The organism is Micromonospora sp. NPDC005174, assembly GCF_040608495.1.
Taxonomy (GTDB): domain Bacteria; phylum Actinomycetota; class Actinomycetes; order Mycobacteriales; family Micromonosporaceae; genus Micromonospora.
The window spans coordinates 18,800-38,610 of sequence record NZ_JBEXIJ010000006.1; the positions used below are offsets into that span (position 1 = coordinate 18,800).

Consider the following 19,811-nt stretch of genomic DNA (forward strand, 5'->3'; position numbering starts at 1 on the left):
GCCGCGCGAGGGTAATTCGTTGCGCGGACGGCTCGCGGGAACCTCGCGGCCACCTCCCGGTAACTCGACAGCCCGTTGTTGCGGGCGCGAGTGCCGAACGGGAGGTGGTCATGAAGGGCACCCTGGACGCGGGCTGTCCCGAGTTCCTGGTGAGCTGGGTGCCGTCGGGTATGCATCTGAGCCTCGGGCCGGACCCGGTGCCGTCGGAGGTGCTGCTGGCCGCGCCCGTGCCCGGTCTGCACCTCGTTCACCGGGCCGAGGACACGGCCGGCTCGGCGCTGGCGTTCGACATTCTGCTGGCGCAGCCGAGGGCCGTGGTCGAGCAGATGGTGGACGCTCCGCCGGCGTCCGTGCTCGCCGAGATCGATCTCGACCGGGCCATCGCGCGGGCCGACCGGCTGCGCATGCCGGTGCGGGTGCCCCGTGACGTGCTGGCCGGCGGGGGCTCCAGCCGCGTGGTGCCGATCGGGTCGGCTGATCACGGCGTCGACCACGTCCTCGTCCTGCCGGCCAGTCACCTGCTCGAAGGCGCGTCGGCTCTCGCCGGGGACGCGGACGCGAGCGTGCGGACGCCGCAGAAGGTTCTCCCCGACGTGACGGCGGCGGTGCGAGCAGCCGTCCGGGCCGGCGCCGGACAACTGGTGGAGCCGAACCTGCCCATGTTCGTGCTCTCGACGGCCACCAGCGGCTCCTTCGCCGACCGGAACGTGCCCGCTGTGCATCCCGCCGTGGTGCACCAGCTCGTCGAGCGGTTCGGACAGCAGTACCGCGGATCGTCGATCCAGTTGGTCGGTCCGGACCCGGGCGGGCTGCTGCGTGACCGGTATCCGCAGTCCTTCGGCCTGGTCGACGCGCTCCAGGAGGCGGGGCATGGGCAGCTGGACGCCCCGGGTCGGGCCGTCCTGCTGGCCGAACTGGCCGCCGTGGGCGCCACGCTGATCGGTGCCACCGGAGATATCGCCGACGTGTCGGGTCACCGGGGTCTGCGGACGCTGTGGCTCGGCGGCGAGGTGCGGCCCGACGACCCGCTCGGCGACGGGCCGGCCCAGTCGCAGCGCCTCGTCCTGCCGGTCGACTGGCCGGCGGAACGTGACGCCCTGGGTGCGCTGGTGGGCGGTCTACCGGATTCGACAGGTGCGGTGCGAGCGGCACTGAATGACTGGCTGTCGTCGGTGGTGGGCTATCGGGGGCGTATTCATCAGGAACGGGAGGCTCTCGGTCGCGTCGACGAGGTGTTGGCGCTGCGGCTTCGCCTGGCCGGTGACATCGAGGCTCACCTGATGTCGGGACTCGCCGCACTGGACGAGAGCCCGCGTGCGGCGAGTGGGTGGTGGAACGATTTCCGGGGCGATCCGGACTTCGACCTCACGCAGATATTCCAGCTGGCGCCGGTGGAGATCTACGGCCTGCTGCGCCGTTCGGTGGATCTGGACTGGGCCTTCGGGACGACTGTGGTGCCCGAGTCGATCAAGGGGCACGAGTTCGGGCCGGTCCGGGCCGACAAGGTGCCGGGGAGGGACGCGGATGGCCTTCCGATCCGCGTCAACCCGCTGTGGACACCGCTGGCCACGCTGACCGCCGCGCACTTCACCGATGCGCCGGGTGTCGCATGGCAGTTCTCCGTGACGCACGACGGACTGCCGTGGTTCGGCAGTGAGAACACCTCGCAGGTCGTACCCGAGCGCGAGTGGGCGCGGTTGCAGGAGTCTCGGCTCGCGTCGCAGGTTCTGCGCGAGCGGCTCGACGGGCTCGGGCATCCCACCATCGGCGCACGCTTCGGATCCGATGGCGCGTTCGTGGTCGGCGACAACCGCGTCGGCGGGGAGGTCCACTACGACCCCGACGATGACAGCCTGATTTTCAACGACCAGTCGGGCCGGACGATGAGCCCCAAGGTCCGGCCGGCGCTCACCGAGAAGGAATCCGAGACCTGGGTGACGCACGTCGCCCGGATGGTGAGCGCTCAGACGGGGCTGAAGTTCGAGATCGGCCTCTCCAAACAGACCGCGAAGGCAGCGCTCAAGTCGAGTCCAGGCGACCCGGAAGCGCTCGCCAAGGTCGCCATCGTCAAGGCCGGGCTCTCGGACCGTCGGGCGGTCGGGCTGCTCCGCGAGGCCGCCGACCGCCTGGACGCCCGAGTCGCCGCGGCGCTGGATCGCCTGCCGGCCACGGCGGCGAAGATCGAGGCGACCAGGGCGTGGACGGCATTCCGGGACGTCGTGGCGGACACCGCAGGCTCGACCGTCGGTGCCGCGGCCAGGGCCGTCGCGGCGTATCTGACGGCGCTCTCGCAGGTGGCTTCGGCCGTGGGACCGTCGGCCCCCCGGGTGCTCCCGGATCCGGGATACTTCTTTCCCCTCCCCGTCGCGGAGGTGCCGTCGGGCCTCCGGATCGGCGCCGCACAGGTTCCCGACGAAGCGGGCGACGCGGTCCGACGCCCGGGTCCGGAGCGGATCGTGGAGGTGCGCTTCCGCGCGAATCCCGACCTGGGAGACATCGGGCTGGCGCGGTTGGCGCTTCTCCGTCAGCCGGTGGATGTGGTCAACGCCGCAGTGCATCGGCCGGCGGTCGCCGACCTGACGGACGCCTTCGACGCTCAGGCGCGGGCCGACGCGTTCGGCCTCCCCGTGGACCTGGCCAGGGCGGACGCCCCGCAGCGGTATCTGACCCAGCCGCCGACCGGATCGGTCTGGCTCGACGAGCACGGCCGGACGGTCGACCAGCCCGCACAGGCTAACTATCTGCGTATCCGGCCGACCCGTCACCTCGTCGAGCAGCATCTCGACCACAACCACAGCCACGACCACGGGACCGAGTCCGCCGACCGGACGTCCCCGTCGAACGCCGGCGCGCCGCACATCGCGTCGTGGCAGTCCGAGCCGCGACCGCGCTTCGCCAGGGCCAACCGGTCCCGCTGGCAGAACGCGCTCACCCCGCAGGACCGGGCCATGGTCGACGCGGTCGTCGAGGCGGTGCACCGGATCGACTCGACGCCCGGTCCACGGCGGGCCGCAGAACTGGCGGTGGTCGACGCGTTGCGCTCGCTGAACGTGCTGCGGGATCACCACGGCGCGGCGCGGCGCGGCGAGCACCTGCTGGCCACGATGCAGCGCCGGTTCACCCGGGACGGGCGGGCGGACCCCTCGCGGGTCCGTCGGATGATGCTGCACCACCGCACCGACCTCGGCGAAAGCGATCAGGAGGTCCTCCGGTACGCGGCCACGGCGGTGCGACTGGCGCTCGCCCACGGCAGTGCCCTACCCGCCGCGACGATCGACGTGGACTCCGCGACGCTGACCGTCGAATTCGCCGCGCCGGGCGGCGCCAGGCCGGTGCTCTCCGCCGAGCAGCACACCGTGCCCGTCGACGTCGTCCCTGTGGACCAGTGGTCGTACGCGCTCACCGACTCCGCGCTGCTCGTCGACGGTCGACTGAAGATCCGGTCGGACGCGAGCGACAGGTCCCTCGTGCTCGGCCTCGGGGGACTGTTCGCCCAACTCGCCACCGAGGGGGCCGCCGGTCTCGCCCGGACCCTGCTGGCGGGCAGCGCGCAGGCCCTGCACGCCAAGCGGACGATCCTGCGGCGGATCCACTTCGGCGGCAGCGCGTGGGGCACAACGCGACCGAAGCGGTGGCTGAAGAAGCACCTCTCGATGCCGCACACCACCGAGGTGCTGCGGGCGGAACTCCGCGCCATCGACGAGGAACTCGCGGTCGCGGAACCCGGCCACTCCGACACCGCGGTCTGGGGCGTGGACCAGCCCGCCCACCTGACCGGCAGGGCGTCCTTCGCCGACCACTTCGCTCGGCGGTTGGTCTCCGCGTCGTCGGTCGCGACCACCTTCGCCGGTGGGCTGAGCAACGATCCGCCCCGGGCGATGGCGTTGATGGGAGCATCGGTCGCCGGCACGGGAGCGCAGGCCATCGTCCAGGCGGGGTCCGATGCGCTGGCGGCGAGCGTGAGCGGCAGCGCCGCGTCGACGGCGGTGCTGACGGTCCCCAAACGATGGGGCGAACTGGGGCGGCCGGCGAAGACCGTGCTCGGACTGCCCACCGCTCAGGTGACCAAGCGTGCGCCCTCCGCGTTGGCGCTGGCGGCTGCCTCAGGTCTGGTGACCGGTCTGGTGGGCCTCGACGTTCCGGCGGTGCTGGACGCGAACGGGCAGGTTCTCGTCGAGGCGCACAAGGCGCACCGGTGGGATCTGGCTGGCCTCTCGACCGCGCTGCAGGGCGGGCAGGGTCTGCTGGCCGGCGCCGGTTCGGACTGGGTGTTCGACCTGTGGGAGGGGCGGGCGAAGGGCGCTTTCGAGCGCGCCCTGAGCGGCAGCCCGGACCACCGCCGCAATCGGTACGTGGAGGTCGCGTTCCACCACGCGCTGGAGCTGTACCGGCGGTGGGGCGAGTCCCTGAACTCCGGTGCGGCCGTTCCGGAGCACCTGAAGGCCGACCTCGCCGACCTCGTCGGGCAGGTGGACGGGTTGGAGCGGGCGCTCAGCAGGGAGGTGGACAACAAGGTCGCCGACCTGCGGCACCGCCGTCGGCTGGTCAAGCGTTTCGGCGGCATGTTCGGTCGGCAGCAGGGGCGCCAGAGTTACGACCTGGTCGATCGCGGGCTGCCCAACGGGAGGCCGAATATCTGGCACCACATGGTGCGCATCGGCATCCAGTACTCCGCCGCGCAGGTGCCGTCCCAGGTGATCGGTCATCTCGCCGGCAGCGCGGCTGGACTCGCGGACGCCGGTGTCCTGTCCGGCGCGGCGCGCGGACTGGCCTACGGCGCCGGGTTCAGCGCGTTGAAGAACCACGAGTTCCGCGACGCGGTGGCGGTGGCGGCCTGGGACGCCCGGTCCCGGCTGGGTGTCGTCCGGACCCTGCTGGACGCGATCGCCAAAGGCGAGGTCGCGGGCGACGGCGTGCTGCCCCGCGCCGCCGATCCGCAGCGTTACCCGTGGTTGGCGAAGTTCAGCCAGGACACCGCACGGGTACTGGATCAGCGCAGGATCAACCAGCTCGTCGGACGGCCCACCGAGATCTCGGCACGTACCCAGATGATCTACAAGCATGTGCCGTCCACCGCCGCGGGCGCGCTGGGTTACGGCATCGCGGCGGGTGCCGGGATGATCGCCGCTCCGGTGGCGCTGCCCCTGATCCTCACGGTCGTCGGCGTCCTGGCGGTCACCGGCGCGGGGGAGACGTACCTGCGGACCCACGAACCGCGGCACCGCCAGGCGGCGCGGTTCGCCGGCGCCGTCGCCGAGGTGAGCAGCCAGCCCCGCTCCAGCGAGCAGTTCGTGCAGGTTCTCCGGGACAACCTGCGCGAAGCGGCAGCGGCCAACGAGCTGATCAGACCGATCGAGCTGCCGCCCAAGGCCGGGGTGCTCAAGCGGTTCGGTCGTTGGCAACGCGACGGCTTCAGCGACGTGTGGGTCAGCGGGAACCGGCGCGTCCGGCGGGCCGTGGTGTGGGCGCAGGATCAGGCCCGCGCCGGCGAGCCACCGCGCCACCTCACCCGGCAACCGCTCCGGGCGACCGGACCGGTACACCTGACCTCCGCCGACCGCGCCGAGGTCGACGCGTTGCACGAGATCCTCACCGATCTGGACACGCTCAAGAGCTGGGCCGTCGGCGACGACACCGACCGCGAGCTGCTCCGTACGGACCTCGCTCTGCACCTCGACAAGGTCGGTCTCTGGCAGGGACCGGACTGGTCCTGGAGCGATGCGCGCTGGACGGCTGTCGCCGCGGCCCTGCGATCCCGACACGGCCGTGCCGATCCCCTGGTCCGGAGCGACCCGGGCGTCGAATCCGTCGAGTCGATGGCGGCGCTCCGGCGTGCCGAATCGGATCCGCGGTCGCCGTACCGGGTGGCCGTCGACCATGAGCGGGAGAGGACGAACCACCTCTGGGCCGGCATCGCCAGGATGTCGTCGACCGCGGCGCGACCGCGACCCTGGGCGTCCGTGATCTCGCCGACGAAACTGCAGATCGCGGTCGGAGACCTGAAGAGCGCCGAGCTGGACCTCCGGGTCGACACGGCGCTCAACGGGCCCGCCGACATCGTGCTGCGGCCGCGGCACTGGTCGGCGCCGACCTACGAGCTGGTCGTGCGGGACAGCGCGACCCTGCACGATCCGGACGCCCTGGGTCGTCTCCTCGACGGTGCCATCGAGCAGGTCAGGATCAATCGGCCGGGGTTCGGCGCGCGGTCGTGGAACCTGGTCCAGCACGCGTTCCGCACCGAGGACAGGTATCCCGTCCTGCGCCGACAGCTCAATCCGTTCGGCCCGGTGAGGTGGCCGCTCCGGCTCACCCCCGCCATCGCCGCGCACCCCAACCTGCACGTGATCTCGTCGCACGACGGGCCGCGCCCGCACCGGCTCATCGACCACCTGATCCCGGCGGCGGCCCGGGCCGCGTACCCGGTCATCCTGCTGGACGCCCCGAGGATCGGCCACGCCGTACTCGATGCTGACCTTGCCGCGCTGAACTACCTGCTCGAACAGTTCGCCCAGCGTGATCAGCTGCCGGTGGTCGTCACCCGGGGGAGGGTGAGCGGCGACGTGCTCGACGTGGCGGCGAAGTACGGTGCCGCCGTCCTGCATCCGACCCTGGACAAGCCCGTCGGCGGCGGGTTGAACAGCCTCCAGCTGGGCCACCGGTGGAAGGTGACCGCGTCGCGGCAGGTGCCGGGTGCCCGTGCGGACAGCACGGCATGGGACCGCATCACCCCGGCGGTGCTCGACGCGGCCGCCCGACTCGCGCGCCCCACCGAAGCGGTGTCCCGCGTCGACGACGCGCTCGGCGAGTTGATCTGGTCGGTCGACCTGGCGGCCGAACCGGCGGCCGGCCGTACGGTCTTCCGCAACGTGGCGCAGCGGTGGTCGACAGACGGGATGAAGTCCAACCTCGCCCGGGTCAAGAGGATGATCGAGCGCGTGCCCGGCCGACGCGACCTGGGCATCCTCGCGCCGGTGTTGGAGTTCGGTGCCGCCGGCCAGGCCGACGTCGTCTTCGACTACGCGATTGCCGACGAGGCGCGACGACCCCGGGTGCTGCTCGACTCGGTGGGCCGTCTCGACCTGGCGGGGCAGCTCGACGTGCCGACGGGGGCCGGGCTGACCACCGGCGCGCTCGTATCGATGGTGAGCGCCATCGGCGGCGACACGTCGACGCCCGCCGTCGCGGTGTCGGTGCTCGAGGTGCTTCCCGTGATCAGGGCCGGGAAGTTCGAGGACGCCCAGGCATTCATCGAGGACAACCGGGGTCGATTCTCCCCCCAGGAGAAGGGGCGGTGGGTGGATGCGATCGCAGTCCTGTCCGCCAGCATGCCGGGTCGCGCCGAGCAGCTCGAACGGTTGTCGCAGGCGGTGTTGACCTGTTGAGTTCGGCTCTCCTCAGTGGGCGCGGCGGATGTCGTAGGCGGGACCCTCCGGGCCGGTCACCGAGCCCAGGTACTCCTGCCCGCGCATCCGGCACCACGCCGGAATGTCCACGGCCGCGGCCGGATCGTCGGCGAGCACCCGGACGACCGTACCGACCGGCACTTGCGGCATCCGCCGGGCTGCCGCGATCACCGGCAGCGGACAGCGTTGGCCCCGGCAGTCGATCACCTCGTCCGGCATCGTCACAGCCCGACCACCCCGGCGTCGGCCCGCAGCCCGGCGACGATCCCGGGCAGTTCGGCGAGGAACCGCTCGACGTCCTCCTCGGTCGTGTCCCGGTGCAGGCTCACCCGCACGTTGCCGTGCGAGAGCACCCCCATCGCCTCCAGCACGTGCGACGGCCGCAGCGTCGACGACGTACAGGACGAACCGGACGACACGGCGAAACCCCGCCGGTCCAGCGCGTGCAGCAGCGTCTCGCCGTCGACGTACAGGCAGGAGAACGTCACCAGGTGCGGCAGGCGCAGCACCGGGTCGCCGACCACCTCCACGTCGGGCTCCTCCGCCGCCACCCGCTCCCGGATCCGATCCACCAGCGGAAAGAGCCGGGCCTGCTCGGCAGCCGCGTCGGCCGCCGCCGCGCGCAGGCTCGCCGCCGCCGCCACCACCGCGGGCAGGTTCACCACCCCGGGAGTACGTCCACCCTCCCGCTCGTCGGCCGGCCACGGCGACTCCCAGCGGGTGCCCTTGCGCACCGCCAGCAGCCCCACCCCGGGTGGCCCGCCCCACTTGTGGGCGCTGGCGCTGAGCACCGACCAGCCGGCCGGCAGAGGCACCCGCCCGACCGACTGCGCCGCGTCGACGTACAGCGGCACCCCGACATCCGCGCAGACGGCCGCCGCCTCGGCGACCGGCTGCACCGTGCCCACCTCGTGGCTGGCGCTGATCAGCGCGGCCACCGCGACCCCGGGAGCCCGGACGGCGTCCGACCAGGCGGTCAGATCCAACCGGCCCGACCGGTCGACCGGCACTGCGGTGGCGGTGCCGCCGGCCGCCACGTGCCGTTCCGCGGCGTGCAGGACGGCGGAGTGCTCGATCGCCGAGTGCACAAGCGTCGCCCCGACCCGACGCCGTCCCGCCAGCGTCCCGAGCACCGCGCCGTGGGCTGCGGTCGTACCGCTGGAGGTGAAGGACAGCTCGTCGGCGCGGACGCCGAGCGTCTGCGCGGCGGCCTCGCGGGCGGCGTCGAGCAGTTGCCGGGCGCGGCGCGCCTGGCTGTAGAGCTTCCCCGGGTCGGCCCAGCCGTCCTCCAACGCGGCCAACAGCGCCTGCCGGGCGACCGGATGCAGCGGCGCGGCGGTCGCCGCGTCCAGGTAGACCGGGGATGCGCTCACGGGGCCGCCTTCTGTTCGCGACTGCGGGGCTCGCAACCCCGGCTCACTCCTCGCACTCACGGGGCCGCCTTCTGTTCGCGACTGCGGGGCTCGCAACCCCGGCTCACTCCTCGCACTCACGGGGCCCAACGCTATCGCGGCGTTATGCCCAGGATCCCCCCGATGGGGGCGGACAGTGACCCCACCACGGTCGAGTCCGTCATGGTCGAGTAATCTGCGACCGTCGGTGACGCCTTTGCCGCCGGTGCTGACGAACGACGCACCGCGGCGCGCTAGGGAGGCAGGACCAGGTGGTCGCAAGGAGTTCGGAGGTACGGCCGTCGGCCGTACGGCACGGTGCTGTCCCACGGGTCGGTGGACGCCGGGGACGTGGTGCCGGTCGGCTGGCCGGGCTCGGTCTCGGGGGCGTGGCTCTACTGGTTCTGCTCACGGGCTGTGACGTCGGCAAGACGTTCGACGGCTTCGGGTGGCCGCAGGGCGGCATCACCCCCGAGTCGCACCGGATGTACGACCTGTGGATCGCCTCCTGCGTCGCCGCGCTCGCGGTCGGCGTCTTCGTGTGGGGCCTGATCTTCTGGTGTGTCGTGCGCTACCGCAAGCGTGGCAACGCGCTGCCGGTGCAGACCCGCTACAACCTGCCGATGGAGTTCCTCTACACCATCGCGCCGATCCTGATCGTCTCCGTGCTCTTCTACTACACGGCGATCGTGCAGACCGACGTCGACAAGCTGTCGAAGAACCCGGACGTCACGGTCGAGGTCGTCGCGTTCAAGTGGAACTGGCAGTTCAACTACCGCGACGGTCAGGGCACGGAAGCCAAGACCACCGCGTCGACGCTGGGCACCAGTGAGGTCATCCCGGTGCTCGTGCTGCCGACCAACCGGTCCATCCGGTTCGAGGAGACCAGCCGCGACGTCATCCACTCCTTCTGGGTGCCGGAGCTGCTGTTCAAGCGGGACGTCATGCCCGGCAAGATCCGCAACGTCTTCGAGGTCTCCAGCCTCGACGCCGAGGGCGCGTACGTCGGCCGCTGCGCCGAGCTGTGCGGCAGCTACCACGCGTTCATGAACTTCGAGCTGCGGGTCGTCTCGCCGGAGAAGTACGACCAGTTCCTCGCGGCCAAGCAGGGCGGCAAGTCCACCCAGGAGGCGCTGGCCCAGATCGGCGAGGAGCCGTACGCGCAGACCACCCAGCCGTTCGACACTCGCCGGACGCAGAGCAACTTCAACCCGGACAACGCTCCGGCCGGCACGGGAAGCTGAGGCAGCGGCATGAAGACCGAGTGGCGTATCTTCCTGATCATCGCCGGGTTCCTCTTCGGCGCCACCATCCTCTACGGCGCCTGGACGCACGGTGAGTCCGGCAACATCGAGTGGGTGGGCACCGTTGCCCTGGCGCTGTCGTTCCTGCTGTGCTCGATGTGCGGTGGCTTCTTCTGGTTCGTCTCCCGCCGTATCGACCTGCGCCCGGAGGACCGGGCCGACGCCGAGATCTCCGACGGCGCCGGCGAGGTCGGCTTCTTCAGCCCGGGCAGCTACTGGCCGTTCGGTCTGGCGCTGGCCGCCGCGACCGCCGCGCTGGGCATGGTGTTCTGGCAGTTCTGGCTGATCGGCCTCGGCCTGGTGGCGGTCATCTTCGGTGCCTGTGGCCTGCTGTTCGAGTACTACACCGGCACCCGGCGCACCGCCGAGCACTGATCGACCGTTCGCGTACCGCCACGAAGGCCCGCACCCCGACCGGGGGAGCGGGCCTTCGTCGTGATCGACTCGGTTTCCTGGAAATCGGGGTGTCCGAGTGGTCCGGACCCCCCGCCTTCCGTGGTGTCGAGTGGATCACGGATGGCCGGTGCGGTCCGAGGGCGTGCGCGGAGATTTGTCGGACCCGCGTGGGAAACTACAGGCGAGTAGTTCTCCGCTTCCGGTGTGCGTCGTTGTCGCATTCGGGAGCGGCTCGCCCGGAGTGAGAAGGAGACGCCCGATGTCGCACCGCGATCTCTACTGCGACGTCTGCGAGGGCGTGGCGCCGTTCGAGGCGCCGCCCTGCGTCGACGGCCACGGCAGCGACTGTCCCGAGCTGGTCTGCACCGGTTGCGGCGCGGCCGTGGTGATCGCCACGTTCGCCGCTTCCGTCACCCGGTTGGCCGAGCGTCGACGCCGCCAGCCCACCCGCCGCCACGCTGCCTGACGCACGACGCCTCACGCACGACGCCTCACGCACGACGCCTCACGCACGACGCCTGACGCACGCCGCCTCACGCACGCCGCCTCACGCACGACGCCTCACGCACGACGCGTGACCGGCTACACCCTCGGCCGGCCGCACACCGCTGCAACCGACACGCCGCCGTACCCACCTCGCCGATGTGGGGCATCCCGTCGCGCCGACCCTCCCACCTCGCCGATGTGGCGGTATCTCGCCGTGCTGTCGCCCCCATGTCGCGGATGTGGGGGTATCCCGTCGCGTCGACACCCCCGCGTCGCGGATGTGGGGGTATCCCGTCGCGTCGACACCCCCGCGTCGCCGCCCCGGCGGTATCCCGTCGCGTGACAAGCCGCGTCACAGAGGCGGGGGCATCCCGCCGTACTGTCGCACCGCCTCGCGGACCTGGTCAGACGCGGTCGCGCAGGCCGGTTGATCCGGTGGGACGGGCGCGTCGATCAGGCGATGGTGGTGGCCTCGGCGGTGGTGGCGGTCTCGATCCAGCGCTCCAGGACGCCCGCCGCCGCGCCCGAGTCGATCGACTCGGCGGCGCGGTCCAGGCCGGCGCGCAGCGCCTCGGTCAGGTCGCCGTCGAGCGGACCCTGCGTCGCGAGGGCCGCCGCCGCGTTGACCAGGACCGCGTCGCGCACCGGGCCGGTCTCGCCGGCCAGCAGACGACGGGCCACGCCGGCGTTGTACGCCGCGTCACCGCCGCGCAGGTCGGCGAGGGTGGCTCGGGGTACGCCGAGGTCCTCCGCGTCCAGCACGGCCTCGCGTACGGTGCCGTTCTGCGCCGCCCAGACGCGGGTGGGCGCGGCGGTGGTGAACTCGTCCAGCCCGTCCTCGCCGCGCATCACCAGCACCGAGTCGCCCCGGGCGGCGAACACGCCGGCCATCACCGACGCCATCCGGGCGTCAAAGCAGCCGACCGCGCCGGCGCGGGGACGGGCAGGGTTGGTCAGCGGGCCGAGGAAGTTGAACACGGTCGGGACGCCCAGCTCCCGGCGGACCGGCCCGGTGTGCCGCATTCCCGGGTGGAACCGGGCGGCGAAGCAGAAGCCGATGCCGGCCTCGGTGACGCAGCGCACGATGGCCTCGGGGTCGAGGTCGAGCGGGACGCCGAGGAACTCCAGCAGGTCCGCGGTGCCGCAGGAAGAGGACGCGGCCCGGTTGCCGTGCTTGACCACCCGTACGCCCGCGCCCGCGACGACCAGCGCGGCCATGGTGGAGATGTTGACCGTGTGGGCGAGGTCACCGCCGGTGCCGACGACGTCCAGCGCGGTGGAGCGCAGCTCGTCGGGGAGGTCGACCGGGACGGCCCGGCTCAACATCGTCTCCACCAGGCCGGCCAGCTCGGCCGAGGTCTCACCCTTGGCCCGGAGCGCCACCGCGAAGCCGGCCACCTGGGCGGCGCCCGCCGAGCCGGCCATGATCTCGCCCATGGCCCAGGCGGTGTCGCCGGTGGACAGCTCCTCGCCGCGCAGCAGCGAGTTGAGCAGGTGCGGCCAGGTCCGATCGCCCATGGCGGGCCTCCCGAGCGTACGAAAGTGCGGGTGGGCTGGAATCGGCGCGGGCTCGGCCGGCGCCGTGTCGGTGCCGGGTGGCGCTGGGACGTCAGGCGGGTGCGTGCGTCCGCAGCAGCTCGGCCACCGTGCTGCCGGTGGTCACCGGGTCGAGCGGGTGCACCAGCGTCGCGTCGACCTCGGCGTACGCGGCGAGCCATCGGTCCGCGGCGCGGGCGATCACGAGGCAGGTGGGGGGCGCGTCGTCCCGGTCGTCCTTGATCTGCCGGGCGATACCGATGCCGCCGCCGGGGCTGGCTTCGCCGTCCAGCAGCAGCAGGTCGATCTCGTAGTCGTCGACAAGCCGGATGGTCTCGGCGTAGGTCGACGCGTCGACGAACTCGATCTGCAGCCCGGGCGCGGGCCGGGTGCCCACGGCGAGCCGCATCCGGTCACGGACCTGCGGGTCGTCGCTGTAGAGCAGGACGGTGCACAGACGCTCACTCATGCCGACACTCCGCTTCCAACCTCGTAGCTGCCCGCCGATCGTACCGGCCGACGTGACGTACCTGACACGCCGCCCGCTCTCCGCGCGTCCGGGGTACCGTCTGCGCAGCTCAGGCCGTCGTGGCGCCGGCGGCGCGGTCGCGGGCCTCCTGGCGGTCCAGCTCGCGGTCGACGCGGCGGGCCTCCCGCTCGGACTGCTTCACCCACTGCACGACCAGCACCGCGAGCATGGTCACGCTGACGAACTCACCGCCGGCCCAGAGGATGCCGCCGGCGACCACCTGGTCGGCCTTGGGGTCGGACCAGCTCAGGTTGAGCGACGGATACCAGTCGCCGCCGAAGAGCGTGGTGCTCTGCATGATGGTGAGACCGAGCACGGTGTGGAACGGCACGGAGAGCAGCATGAGCAGCGCCCGCGCCGGGTACGGCCAGCGGCCCGGCAGCGGGTCGAGGCCGAGCAGCGGCCAGAAGAACACGCAGCCGGTCATGATGAAGTGCGCGTGCACCAGCTCGTGCGCCCAGGCGTGTTCCAGGGTGAAGCGGTACAGGTCACTGAAGTACAGCGCGAACGGGTTGACCACGAAGATGGCGAACGCCACCAGCGGGAAGCTGTAGACCCGGGCGATGCGACTGTGCACGATCGCCAGGAGGCGCTTGCGGGGTCCGACCGGCAGGGTCCGCAGGGCCAGCGTCATCGGCGCGCCCAGCGCCAGGAAGATCGGCGACACCATGGAGAGCACCATGTGCTGGACCATGTGCACCGACAGCAGCGCGGTGTCGTAGGCGTGCAGTCCGCTGACCGTGACCAGCGCGATGCCGCCGAGGCCGGGCCCGAGGAAGAACACGGTACGGGCGATCGGCCAGCGGTCGCCGCGGATGCGCAGCCGGTACACGCCGTAGAGGTAGAGCCCGGCGGCGAGCACCAGGCCGAGGGCCAGCCAGCTGTCCAGCCGGGTCTCGGTCAGCACCGCGCCGATGGTGAACGGTGGTGGGGTCGCCTCGGCCCCGGCGGCCAGCGCCGACGGACTCGCCGGCGTGGCCGCGAGCACACTGGCCGGGACGGCCGAGGTGGCGGCGAGGATGGGATCGACGTGCAGCACGCTTTTCAGGCTAGGCCAGGCGAACCGGACCCTGACGCTCGGGCCACGGAAGGCGCAGGTTTGCCACCCCGCTGATCGCCTGCCCCGGTCAGGGGCAATAATGACGGCGTGACTGCGGCCCCAGCCATTGACAAGAGCCGGATCCACTCTCTGACGCGACCCAACATGGTCAGCGTGGGGACGATCGTGTGGCTCTCCAGCGAACTCATGTTCTTCGCGGCGCTCTTCGCGATGTACTTCTCGATCCGCGCGGCTGCGCCGGAGCAGTGGGAGAAGCACACCGAGTCGCTGAACATCCCGTACGCGACCACCTTCACGGTGATCCTGGTGCTGTCCTCGGTGACCTGCCAGCTCGGCGTCTTCGCGGCGGAGAAGGGTGACGTGCACGCGCTGCGTCGCTGGTTCACCGTCACCTTCGTGATGGGCCTGATCTTCGTGCTCGGCCAGGTGAACGAGTACCGCCACCTGGTGGAGGACGGCGTCAAGATCAACGCCGACGGCTACGGCTCGATGTTCTACCTGACGACCGGCTTCCACGGCCTGCACGTGACCGGCGGTCTCATCGCCTTCATCATCTTCATGGTCCGCACGACCATGGGCCGGTTCACGCCGGCGCAGGCGACCTCGGCGATCGTCGTGTCGTACTACTGGCACTTCGTCGACGTCGTGTGGATCGGCCTGTACGCCATGATCTACTGGCTTCAGTGATCTTGGCGCGTCACGAACCGCGCCGCTGCTCCGTCCCCTGAGACAAGGTCCAACCGGTTAAGGACACAGCTCATGACTTCTGACAACGACCGCCGACGCGGCCTGCTCGCGCGGTTGCGCGGGCGGCCCGCCGTGCGCAGCAGGGGCCGCCGCCGGCTGGGCGCCGCGGTCCGGCTGATCGCGGCGCTGATGCTCGCCGGCGGCGCCTACACCGTCTTCGCCCCCGGTGCGCAGGCGCAGGACAACCCGCCGCTCACCGGCGCCGCAGCCGAGGGCAAGGCGCTGTTCGACGTGAGCTGTGTGACCTGCCACGGACGCAACGCCCAGGGCGTCGAGGGTCGCGGGCCGAGCCTGATCGGCGTCGGCGCGGCCTCGGTCGAGTTCCAGGTCAGCTCGGGCCGTATGCCGCTGGCCCGCCAGGAGGCCCAGGCGCACCGCAAGCCCCCGGTCTTCACCGACGAGCAGGTTCGTCAGCTCGCCCAGTACGTCCAGGAGCTCGGCGGCGGTCCGGTCGTGCCGGGCACCGACGAGGACCTGCACGAGAACGGCAACGTCGCGGCCGGCGGCGAGCTGTTCCGGATCAACTGCTCGCAGTGCCACGCCTTCGGCGGTGGCGGCGGTGCGCTCTCCTCGGGCAAGTTCGCCCCGAGCCTGCACCCGGCGACCGACCGGCAGATCTACGCGGCGATGCTGAGCGGCCCGCAGAACATGCCGGTGTTCGGCGACAACCAGATCACTCCGGAGCAGAAGGCCGACATCATCGCCTACATCCAGGAGACGCTGAAGACCGACCAGGACCCGGGCGGGTTCAACCTCGGCCGGTACGGGCCGTCCACCGAGGGCCTGGCGATCTTCCTGGTTGGCATCGTGGCGCTCGTATTCGCTAGCCTGTGGATTGCGGGTAAGTCGTGACCGAGCGGATCGTCAGTTTCAGTGCCGTGGTGCCGCTCGGCGCCACCCGTAGCGAGGTGACGGCATGAGCACGCACACCGAGCACCAGGCCCCCCAGGGCCGGGAGCCGCTCGACGTGAACGACCCCCGGCTGAGCCGGTTCGACATCGTTCGTGAGGGCGCGCGTCGAGACGACATCGAGATCGTCCACTACGAGCCGCAGGTGCTGCCGGGCACCAAGGCGGAGCGTCGGCTGACCCGCGTGGTCGCCGGATTCTTCCTGATCACCGGCCTGGCGGCGACCGCCTTCCTGGCCATCTACATCTGGTGGCCGTGGCAGTACGCGCCGGGCCGCGGCGGCGACAAGTTCTACACGCCGTTGCTGGGTGCCACGCTCGGCGTGGCCCTGCTCGCCGTCGGCTTCGGCATCCTGACCTGGGGCAAGAAGTTGCTGCCCAAGGAGGTCTCGATCCAGGACCGGCACGAGGGTCAGGTCGACTCCGAAGGCCGCACCATCACCGGCCAGACCATGCTCTACATGGCCGACGAGCTGGGTGTGAAGCGTCGTCCGCTGCTCGGCATCTCGCTGCTGGCCGGTCTCGCGCCGGTCGCCGCGGTCGCGGCGGCGCCGCTGGTCGGCGGGCTGATCTCCCAGCCGCACAAGAACAACCAGATGTTCACCACCGGGTTCGCCCCGGCCGAGGGTGGGCAGAGGATCCGCCTGGTCCGCGAGGACGGCCGTCCGGTACGCCCGGCGGACGTCAGCGCCGGTGGTCAGCTCACGGTCTTCCCGGGCATCGAGCACGGTGTGAGCAACCGGCACGCCGACTCACCGACGCTGCTGATCCACCTGCGCGACTCGGACGCCCAGAAGTCCCGTGCGGCCAACTCGCGTCCCGACGTGGGTCACGGCGACTACATGTGGGGCAACTACGCGGCGTTCTCCAAGGTCTGTACGCACGCCGGCTGCCCCGCCAGCCTCTACGAGCAGCAGACCAACCGGCTGCTCTGCCCGTGCCACCAGTCCCAGTTCCTGATCACCGACAACGCCCGGCCCGTCTTCGGCCCCGCCAGCCGGCGGCTGCCGCAGCTGCCGATCGAGGTGGACTCCGAGGGCTTCTTCGTGGCGAAGTCCGACTACACCGAGACCGTCGGGCCTGATTTCTGGGAGCGGCCATGAAGCGTCGAAAGTTCGACCTGGCGGCCACGCCGGGCAAGGCCGCGGTGGGGGTGGACGACCGCTTCGCGGTGGCCACTCCGCTGCGCAAGCTGCTGAACAAGGTCTTCCCGGACCACTGGTCGTTCCTGCTGGGCGAGATCGCGCTGTTCTCGTTCATCGTGCTGCTCCTGACCGGTGTGTTCCTCACCCTCTTCTACGAGCCGGCGATGACCGAGGTGGTCTACGACGGCAGCTACGCGCCGTTGCAGGGCACGCCGATGTCCGCCGCGTACGCCTCGAGCCTGGACCTCTCGTTCGACGTCCGTGGCGGCCTGGTGATGCGGCAGATGCACCACTGGGCGGCGCTGCTGTTCATGGCCGCGATCGTCGTGCACATGCTGCGGGTGTTCTTCACCGGCGCCTTCCGCAAGCCGCGCGAGACCAACTGGATCATCGGCTCGCTGCTGTTCTGGGTCGGCTTCCTGGCCGGCTTCACCGGCTACTCGCTGCCGGACGACGGCCTGTCCGGCACCGGCCTGCGGATCGCCTCCGCGATCATGCTGTCCATCCCGGTGGTCGGCTCCTGGGTCACGTCGTCGATCTTCGGTGGCGAGTTCCCCGGGACGATCATCATCAGCCGATTCTTCATCGCCCACGTCCTGCTGATCCCGGGTCTGCTGCTCGCGCTGATCAGCGTCCACCTGGGTCTGGTCTTCAAGCAGAAGCACACCCAGTGGCCCGGCCCCGGCCGGACCAACAACAACGTGGTCGGCGAGCGGATGTTCCCCCGCTACGCGTTGAAGCAGGGCGGCTTCTTCATGGTCGTCTTCGGCGTCATCGCGCTGCTGGGCGGTCTGTTCCAGATCAACCCGATCTGGCTGTTCGGCCCGTACGAGGCGTGGGTGGTCTCGGCCGCCAGCCAGCCCGACTGGTACGTCATGTTCCTCGACGGCTCGACCCGACTCATGCCTGCCTGGGAGCTCAACATCCCGATCGGCGACGGGTACGTCATCCCGCCGCTGTTCTGGCCGACTGTCGTCCTGCCCGGCATCCTGGTCGGCCTGTCGACGATGTACCCGTTCCTCGAGGCGCGGCACCTCAAGGACCGCAAGAGCCACAACCTGCTCCAGCGGCCCCGTGACGTTCCGGCCCGTACGGCCGTGGGTGCCATGGCCGTCGCCTTCTACATCGTGCTGACGCTCTCGGGCGCCAACGACGTGATCGCGGACAAGTTCCAGATCAGCCTGAACGCGATGACCTGGGCGGGCCGGGTGGGTCTGCTCGTGGTCCCGCCGCTGGCGTACTACGTCACCTACCGGCTCTGCCTCGGTCTGCAGCAGCACGACCGGGAGGTGCTCGCGCACGGCGTGGAGACCGGCATCATCCGGCGTCTGCCGGACGGCCGGTTCGTCGAGGTCCACCAGCCGCTCAGCGCGGCGAACGGGCACGCGGACGGCCACGGCGAGCTGGACTACGTCGGCTGGGTGGTGCCGAAGAAGATGAACCGGCTCGGGGCCCTCGGCCCGGCGGTCCGGGGCTTCTTCTACCCGATCGAGAAGCCGGTCGAGGCACCGGTCTCGCCGGGTCACCCGCCGGTCGAGCCCCGGGGAGACCGCGCGGAGATCGGCAGCGGCGAGAGCCGCCACTGACCTCCCGACAGCACCGTCACGTGACGCCCGCCGGACTTCCGGCGGGCGTCACGTCGTTGTCGGTGCTCCGCCGCCCATCCGAGGAGAAGTCGGACGGGTACGGCGGGACCGGTCGACCCCGCGCGCCGGGCGATCGCAGGAATAACCCCCGTGAGCCGGGTATCCGTGCGATCCAACGTCTCAAGGGGGGGAAGCATGTTGGGTCTCAAACGCCTCGGCCTGTTGGCCGCGCTGGTGCTGGTCGGCCTCGCACCGGCCGCGGCCGCCCAGGCGGCGGCACAGCCGTCGACGCAGGACACCCAGTATCTGCAGGCGGTGCACCAGGTGAACCTGTTCGAGATCACCGCCGGTGACCTGGCTCAGCAGAAGGGCCAGAACCAGGGGGTCAAGGACCTGGGTGCGATGTTCAAGACCGACCACACCCAGCTGGACCAGACGGTGCAGCAGACCGCGTCGCAGCTCAACGTCGAACTGCCGAACGAGCCCACGGCCGATCAGCAGGCGGTCATCGACAAGCTGAACAACGCCAGCGGCGCGGACTTCGACCGGCTCTGGGTGACGAGTGAGCTGGCCGGTCACGTCCAGGCCATCCAGGCCACCCAGACGGAGATCTCGCAGGGCTCCGAGCAGTCGGTGGTCCAGTTGGCCCAGACCGCCCTGCCGACGTTGCAGGCGCACTACGACGAGCTGGTCCAGCTCGCCAACCAGTTGGGCATCCCGGTCCCGCAGACCAGCGCCAGCGGCACGCCCAGCCCGGGCACCTCGTCGCCGGCGCCGGGTGGCGTCACCGAGTCGCCGTCTCCGAGTGGTGGCATCACCGAGTCGCCGGAACCGGGCCTCGGCACCACCGAGCGGCCCGCTCCCAGCGAGAGCTGACCTCGCGGTAGCGCGACGGCCGGTCCACCCGCACGGGTGGACCGGCCGCGCCGTCTTGCGGGCCGGCCGCGCACGCGGCCCGCGGGTCAGTCGGCGTCCGCGAGGCCGATCGCGAACGTCTCCTCAAGGTCGAGCTTCGAGTACGCCCGGAACGCGATGTGCGACTCCGTGTTCAGCACACCCGGCACCTTGGAGATGCTGCCCGCGATGACCTGTGCGATCTGGTCGAACTCGCGGACCCGGACGATGGCGATGAGGTCGACGTGCCCGGCCACCGAGTAGACCTCGCTGACACCGGCGACGTTGGCCAGGGCCTCCGCCACCTCGGGGATCGCATCGGTGGCGCAGTCGATCAGCACGATCGCGGTGATCACGGGGCATTTCTCCGTTCGTCGGCGTCGCTGCCCATGCTAGATGTTCCCGACGGGACTCCAGGACGGGTGT

15 protein-coding genes are annotated in these 19,811 nt (G+C 71.1%); 9 read left to right on the plus strand and 6 right to left on the minus strand.

Features of this window, described 5'->3' with window-relative positions:
- Nucleotides 1-110: 110 nt before the first annotated feature.
- Nucleotides 111-7,382: a hypothetical protein gene (locus ABZU91_RS09270; protein WP_355236399.1), complete on the plus strand. Its 7,272-nt coding sequence runs from the start codon at nt 111-113 to the stop codon at nt 7,380-7,382.
- 12 nt (nt 7,383-7,394) lie between these two features.
- Here ABZU91_RS09270 and ABZU91_RS09275 read toward each other — a convergent pair whose 3' ends face one another.
- Nucleotides 7,395-7,628, minus strand: coding sequence for a sulfurtransferase TusA family protein (locus tag ABZU91_RS09275; RefSeq protein WP_355236402.1), 234 nt, complete (start codon nt 7,626-7,628; stop codon nt 7,395-7,397).
- Nucleotides 7,625-8,776, minus strand: a complete 1,152-nt coding sequence (locus ABZU91_RS09280) for an aminotransferase class V-fold PLP-dependent enzyme (RefSeq protein ID WP_355236405.1) — start codon at nt 8,774-8,776, stop codon at nt 7,625-7,627. Before ABZU91_RS09280 ends, ABZU91_RS09275 begins: the two co-directional genes overlap by 4 nt.
- A 290-nt stretch (nt 8,777-9,066) precedes the next feature.
- Between ABZU91_RS09280 and coxB the strand changes: the two genes are divergently transcribed.
- From coxB to ABZU91_RS09295, 3 genes are all read left to right on the plus strand, one after another.
- Nucleotides 9,067-10,038: a cytochrome c oxidase subunit II gene (coxB, locus tag ABZU91_RS09285; protein ID WP_355236408.1), complete on the plus strand. Its 972-nt coding sequence runs from the start codon at nt 9,067-9,069 to the stop codon at nt 10,036-10,038.
- Between the two features lie 9 nt (nt 10,039-10,047).
- Nucleotides 10,048-10,473 (plus strand): cytochrome c oxidase subunit 4, encoded by a 426-nt coding sequence (locus ABZU91_RS09290; protein WP_355236411.1) that lies wholly within the window; start codon nt 10,048-10,050, stop codon nt 10,471-10,473.
- 280 nt (nt 10,474-10,753) lie between these two features.
- Nucleotides 10,754-10,960 (plus strand): hypothetical protein, encoded by a 207-nt coding sequence (locus ABZU91_RS09295; protein WP_355236414.1) that lies wholly within the window; start codon nt 10,754-10,756, stop codon nt 10,958-10,960.
- A 473-nt stretch (nt 10,961-11,433) separates the two neighbouring features.
- Here the strand turns inward: ABZU91_RS09295 and trpD are convergent, their stop codons facing one another.
- The 3 genes from trpD to ABZU91_RS09310 all read right to left on the minus strand — a co-directional run bounded on the left by trpD (nt 11,434) and on the right by ABZU91_RS09310 (nt 14,084).
- A complete protein-coding gene (gene trpD, locus ABZU91_RS09300; RefSeq protein WP_355236417.1) occupies nt 11,434-12,498 on the minus strand; it encodes an anthranilate phosphoribosyltransferase in 1,065 nt (354 codons plus the stop codon).
- Nucleotides 12,499-12,589: 91 nt separating this feature from the next.
- Nucleotides 12,590-12,985, minus strand: coding sequence for a hypothetical protein (locus ABZU91_RS09305; protein ID WP_355236420.1), 396 nt, complete (start codon nt 12,983-12,985; stop codon nt 12,590-12,592).
- A gap of 109 nt (nt 12,986-13,094) precedes the next feature.
- Nucleotides 13,095-14,084 (minus strand): cytochrome c oxidase assembly protein, encoded by a 990-nt coding sequence (locus ABZU91_RS09310; protein ID WP_355236423.1) that lies wholly within the window; start codon nt 14,082-14,084, stop codon nt 13,095-13,097.
- A 108-nt stretch (nt 14,085-14,192) separates the two neighbouring features.
- Between ABZU91_RS09310 and ABZU91_RS09315 the strand changes: the two genes are divergently transcribed.
- From ABZU91_RS09315 to ABZU91_RS09335, 5 genes are all read left to right on the plus strand, one after another.
- The gene (locus tag ABZU91_RS09315; protein ID WP_355236426.1) at nt 14,193-14,792 is read left to right on the plus strand and encodes a heme-copper oxidase subunit III; all 600 of its coding nucleotides are present in this window, start codon (nt 14,193-14,195) and stop codon (nt 14,790-14,792) included.
- 72 nt (nt 14,793-14,864) lie between these two features.
- Entirely contained in the window at nt 14,865-15,704 is an 840-nt protein-coding gene (locus ABZU91_RS09320) for a cytochrome c (protein WP_355236429.1), read from the plus strand.
- Nucleotides 15,705-15,768: 64 nt separating this feature from the next.
- Nucleotides 15,769-16,863 carry a Rieske 2Fe-2S domain-containing protein gene (locus ABZU91_RS09325; RefSeq protein WP_355236432.1) on the plus strand — a complete coding sequence of 365 codons (1,095 nt, stop codon included), beginning with the start codon at nt 15,769-15,771 and terminating at the stop codon, nt 16,861-16,863.
- Complete coding sequence (locus tag ABZU91_RS09330; RefSeq protein WP_355236435.1) at nt 16,860-18,491, plus strand: cytochrome b N-terminal domain-containing protein; 1,632 nt, start codon at nt 16,860-16,862, stop codon at nt 18,489-18,491. The genes ABZU91_RS09325 and ABZU91_RS09330 overlap by 4 nt, the downstream gene beginning before the upstream one ends.
- Nucleotides 18,492-18,686: 195 nt before the next feature.
- Nucleotides 18,687-19,367 carry a DUF4142 domain-containing protein gene (locus ABZU91_RS09335; protein ID WP_355236438.1) on the plus strand — a complete coding sequence of 227 codons (681 nt, stop codon included), beginning with the start codon at nt 18,687-18,689 and terminating at the stop codon, nt 19,365-19,367.
- 86 nt (nt 19,368-19,453) lie between these two features.
- On the opposite strand, the gene ABZU91_RS09340 is transcribed toward ABZU91_RS09335, so the two are convergent.
- The gene (locus ABZU91_RS09340; protein WP_355236440.1) at nt 19,454-19,741 is read right to left on the minus strand and encodes an Lrp/AsnC ligand binding domain-containing protein; all 288 of its coding nucleotides are present in this window, start codon (nt 19,739-19,741) and stop codon (nt 19,454-19,456) included.
- Between the last annotated feature and the right edge of the window lie 70 nt (nt 19,742-19,811).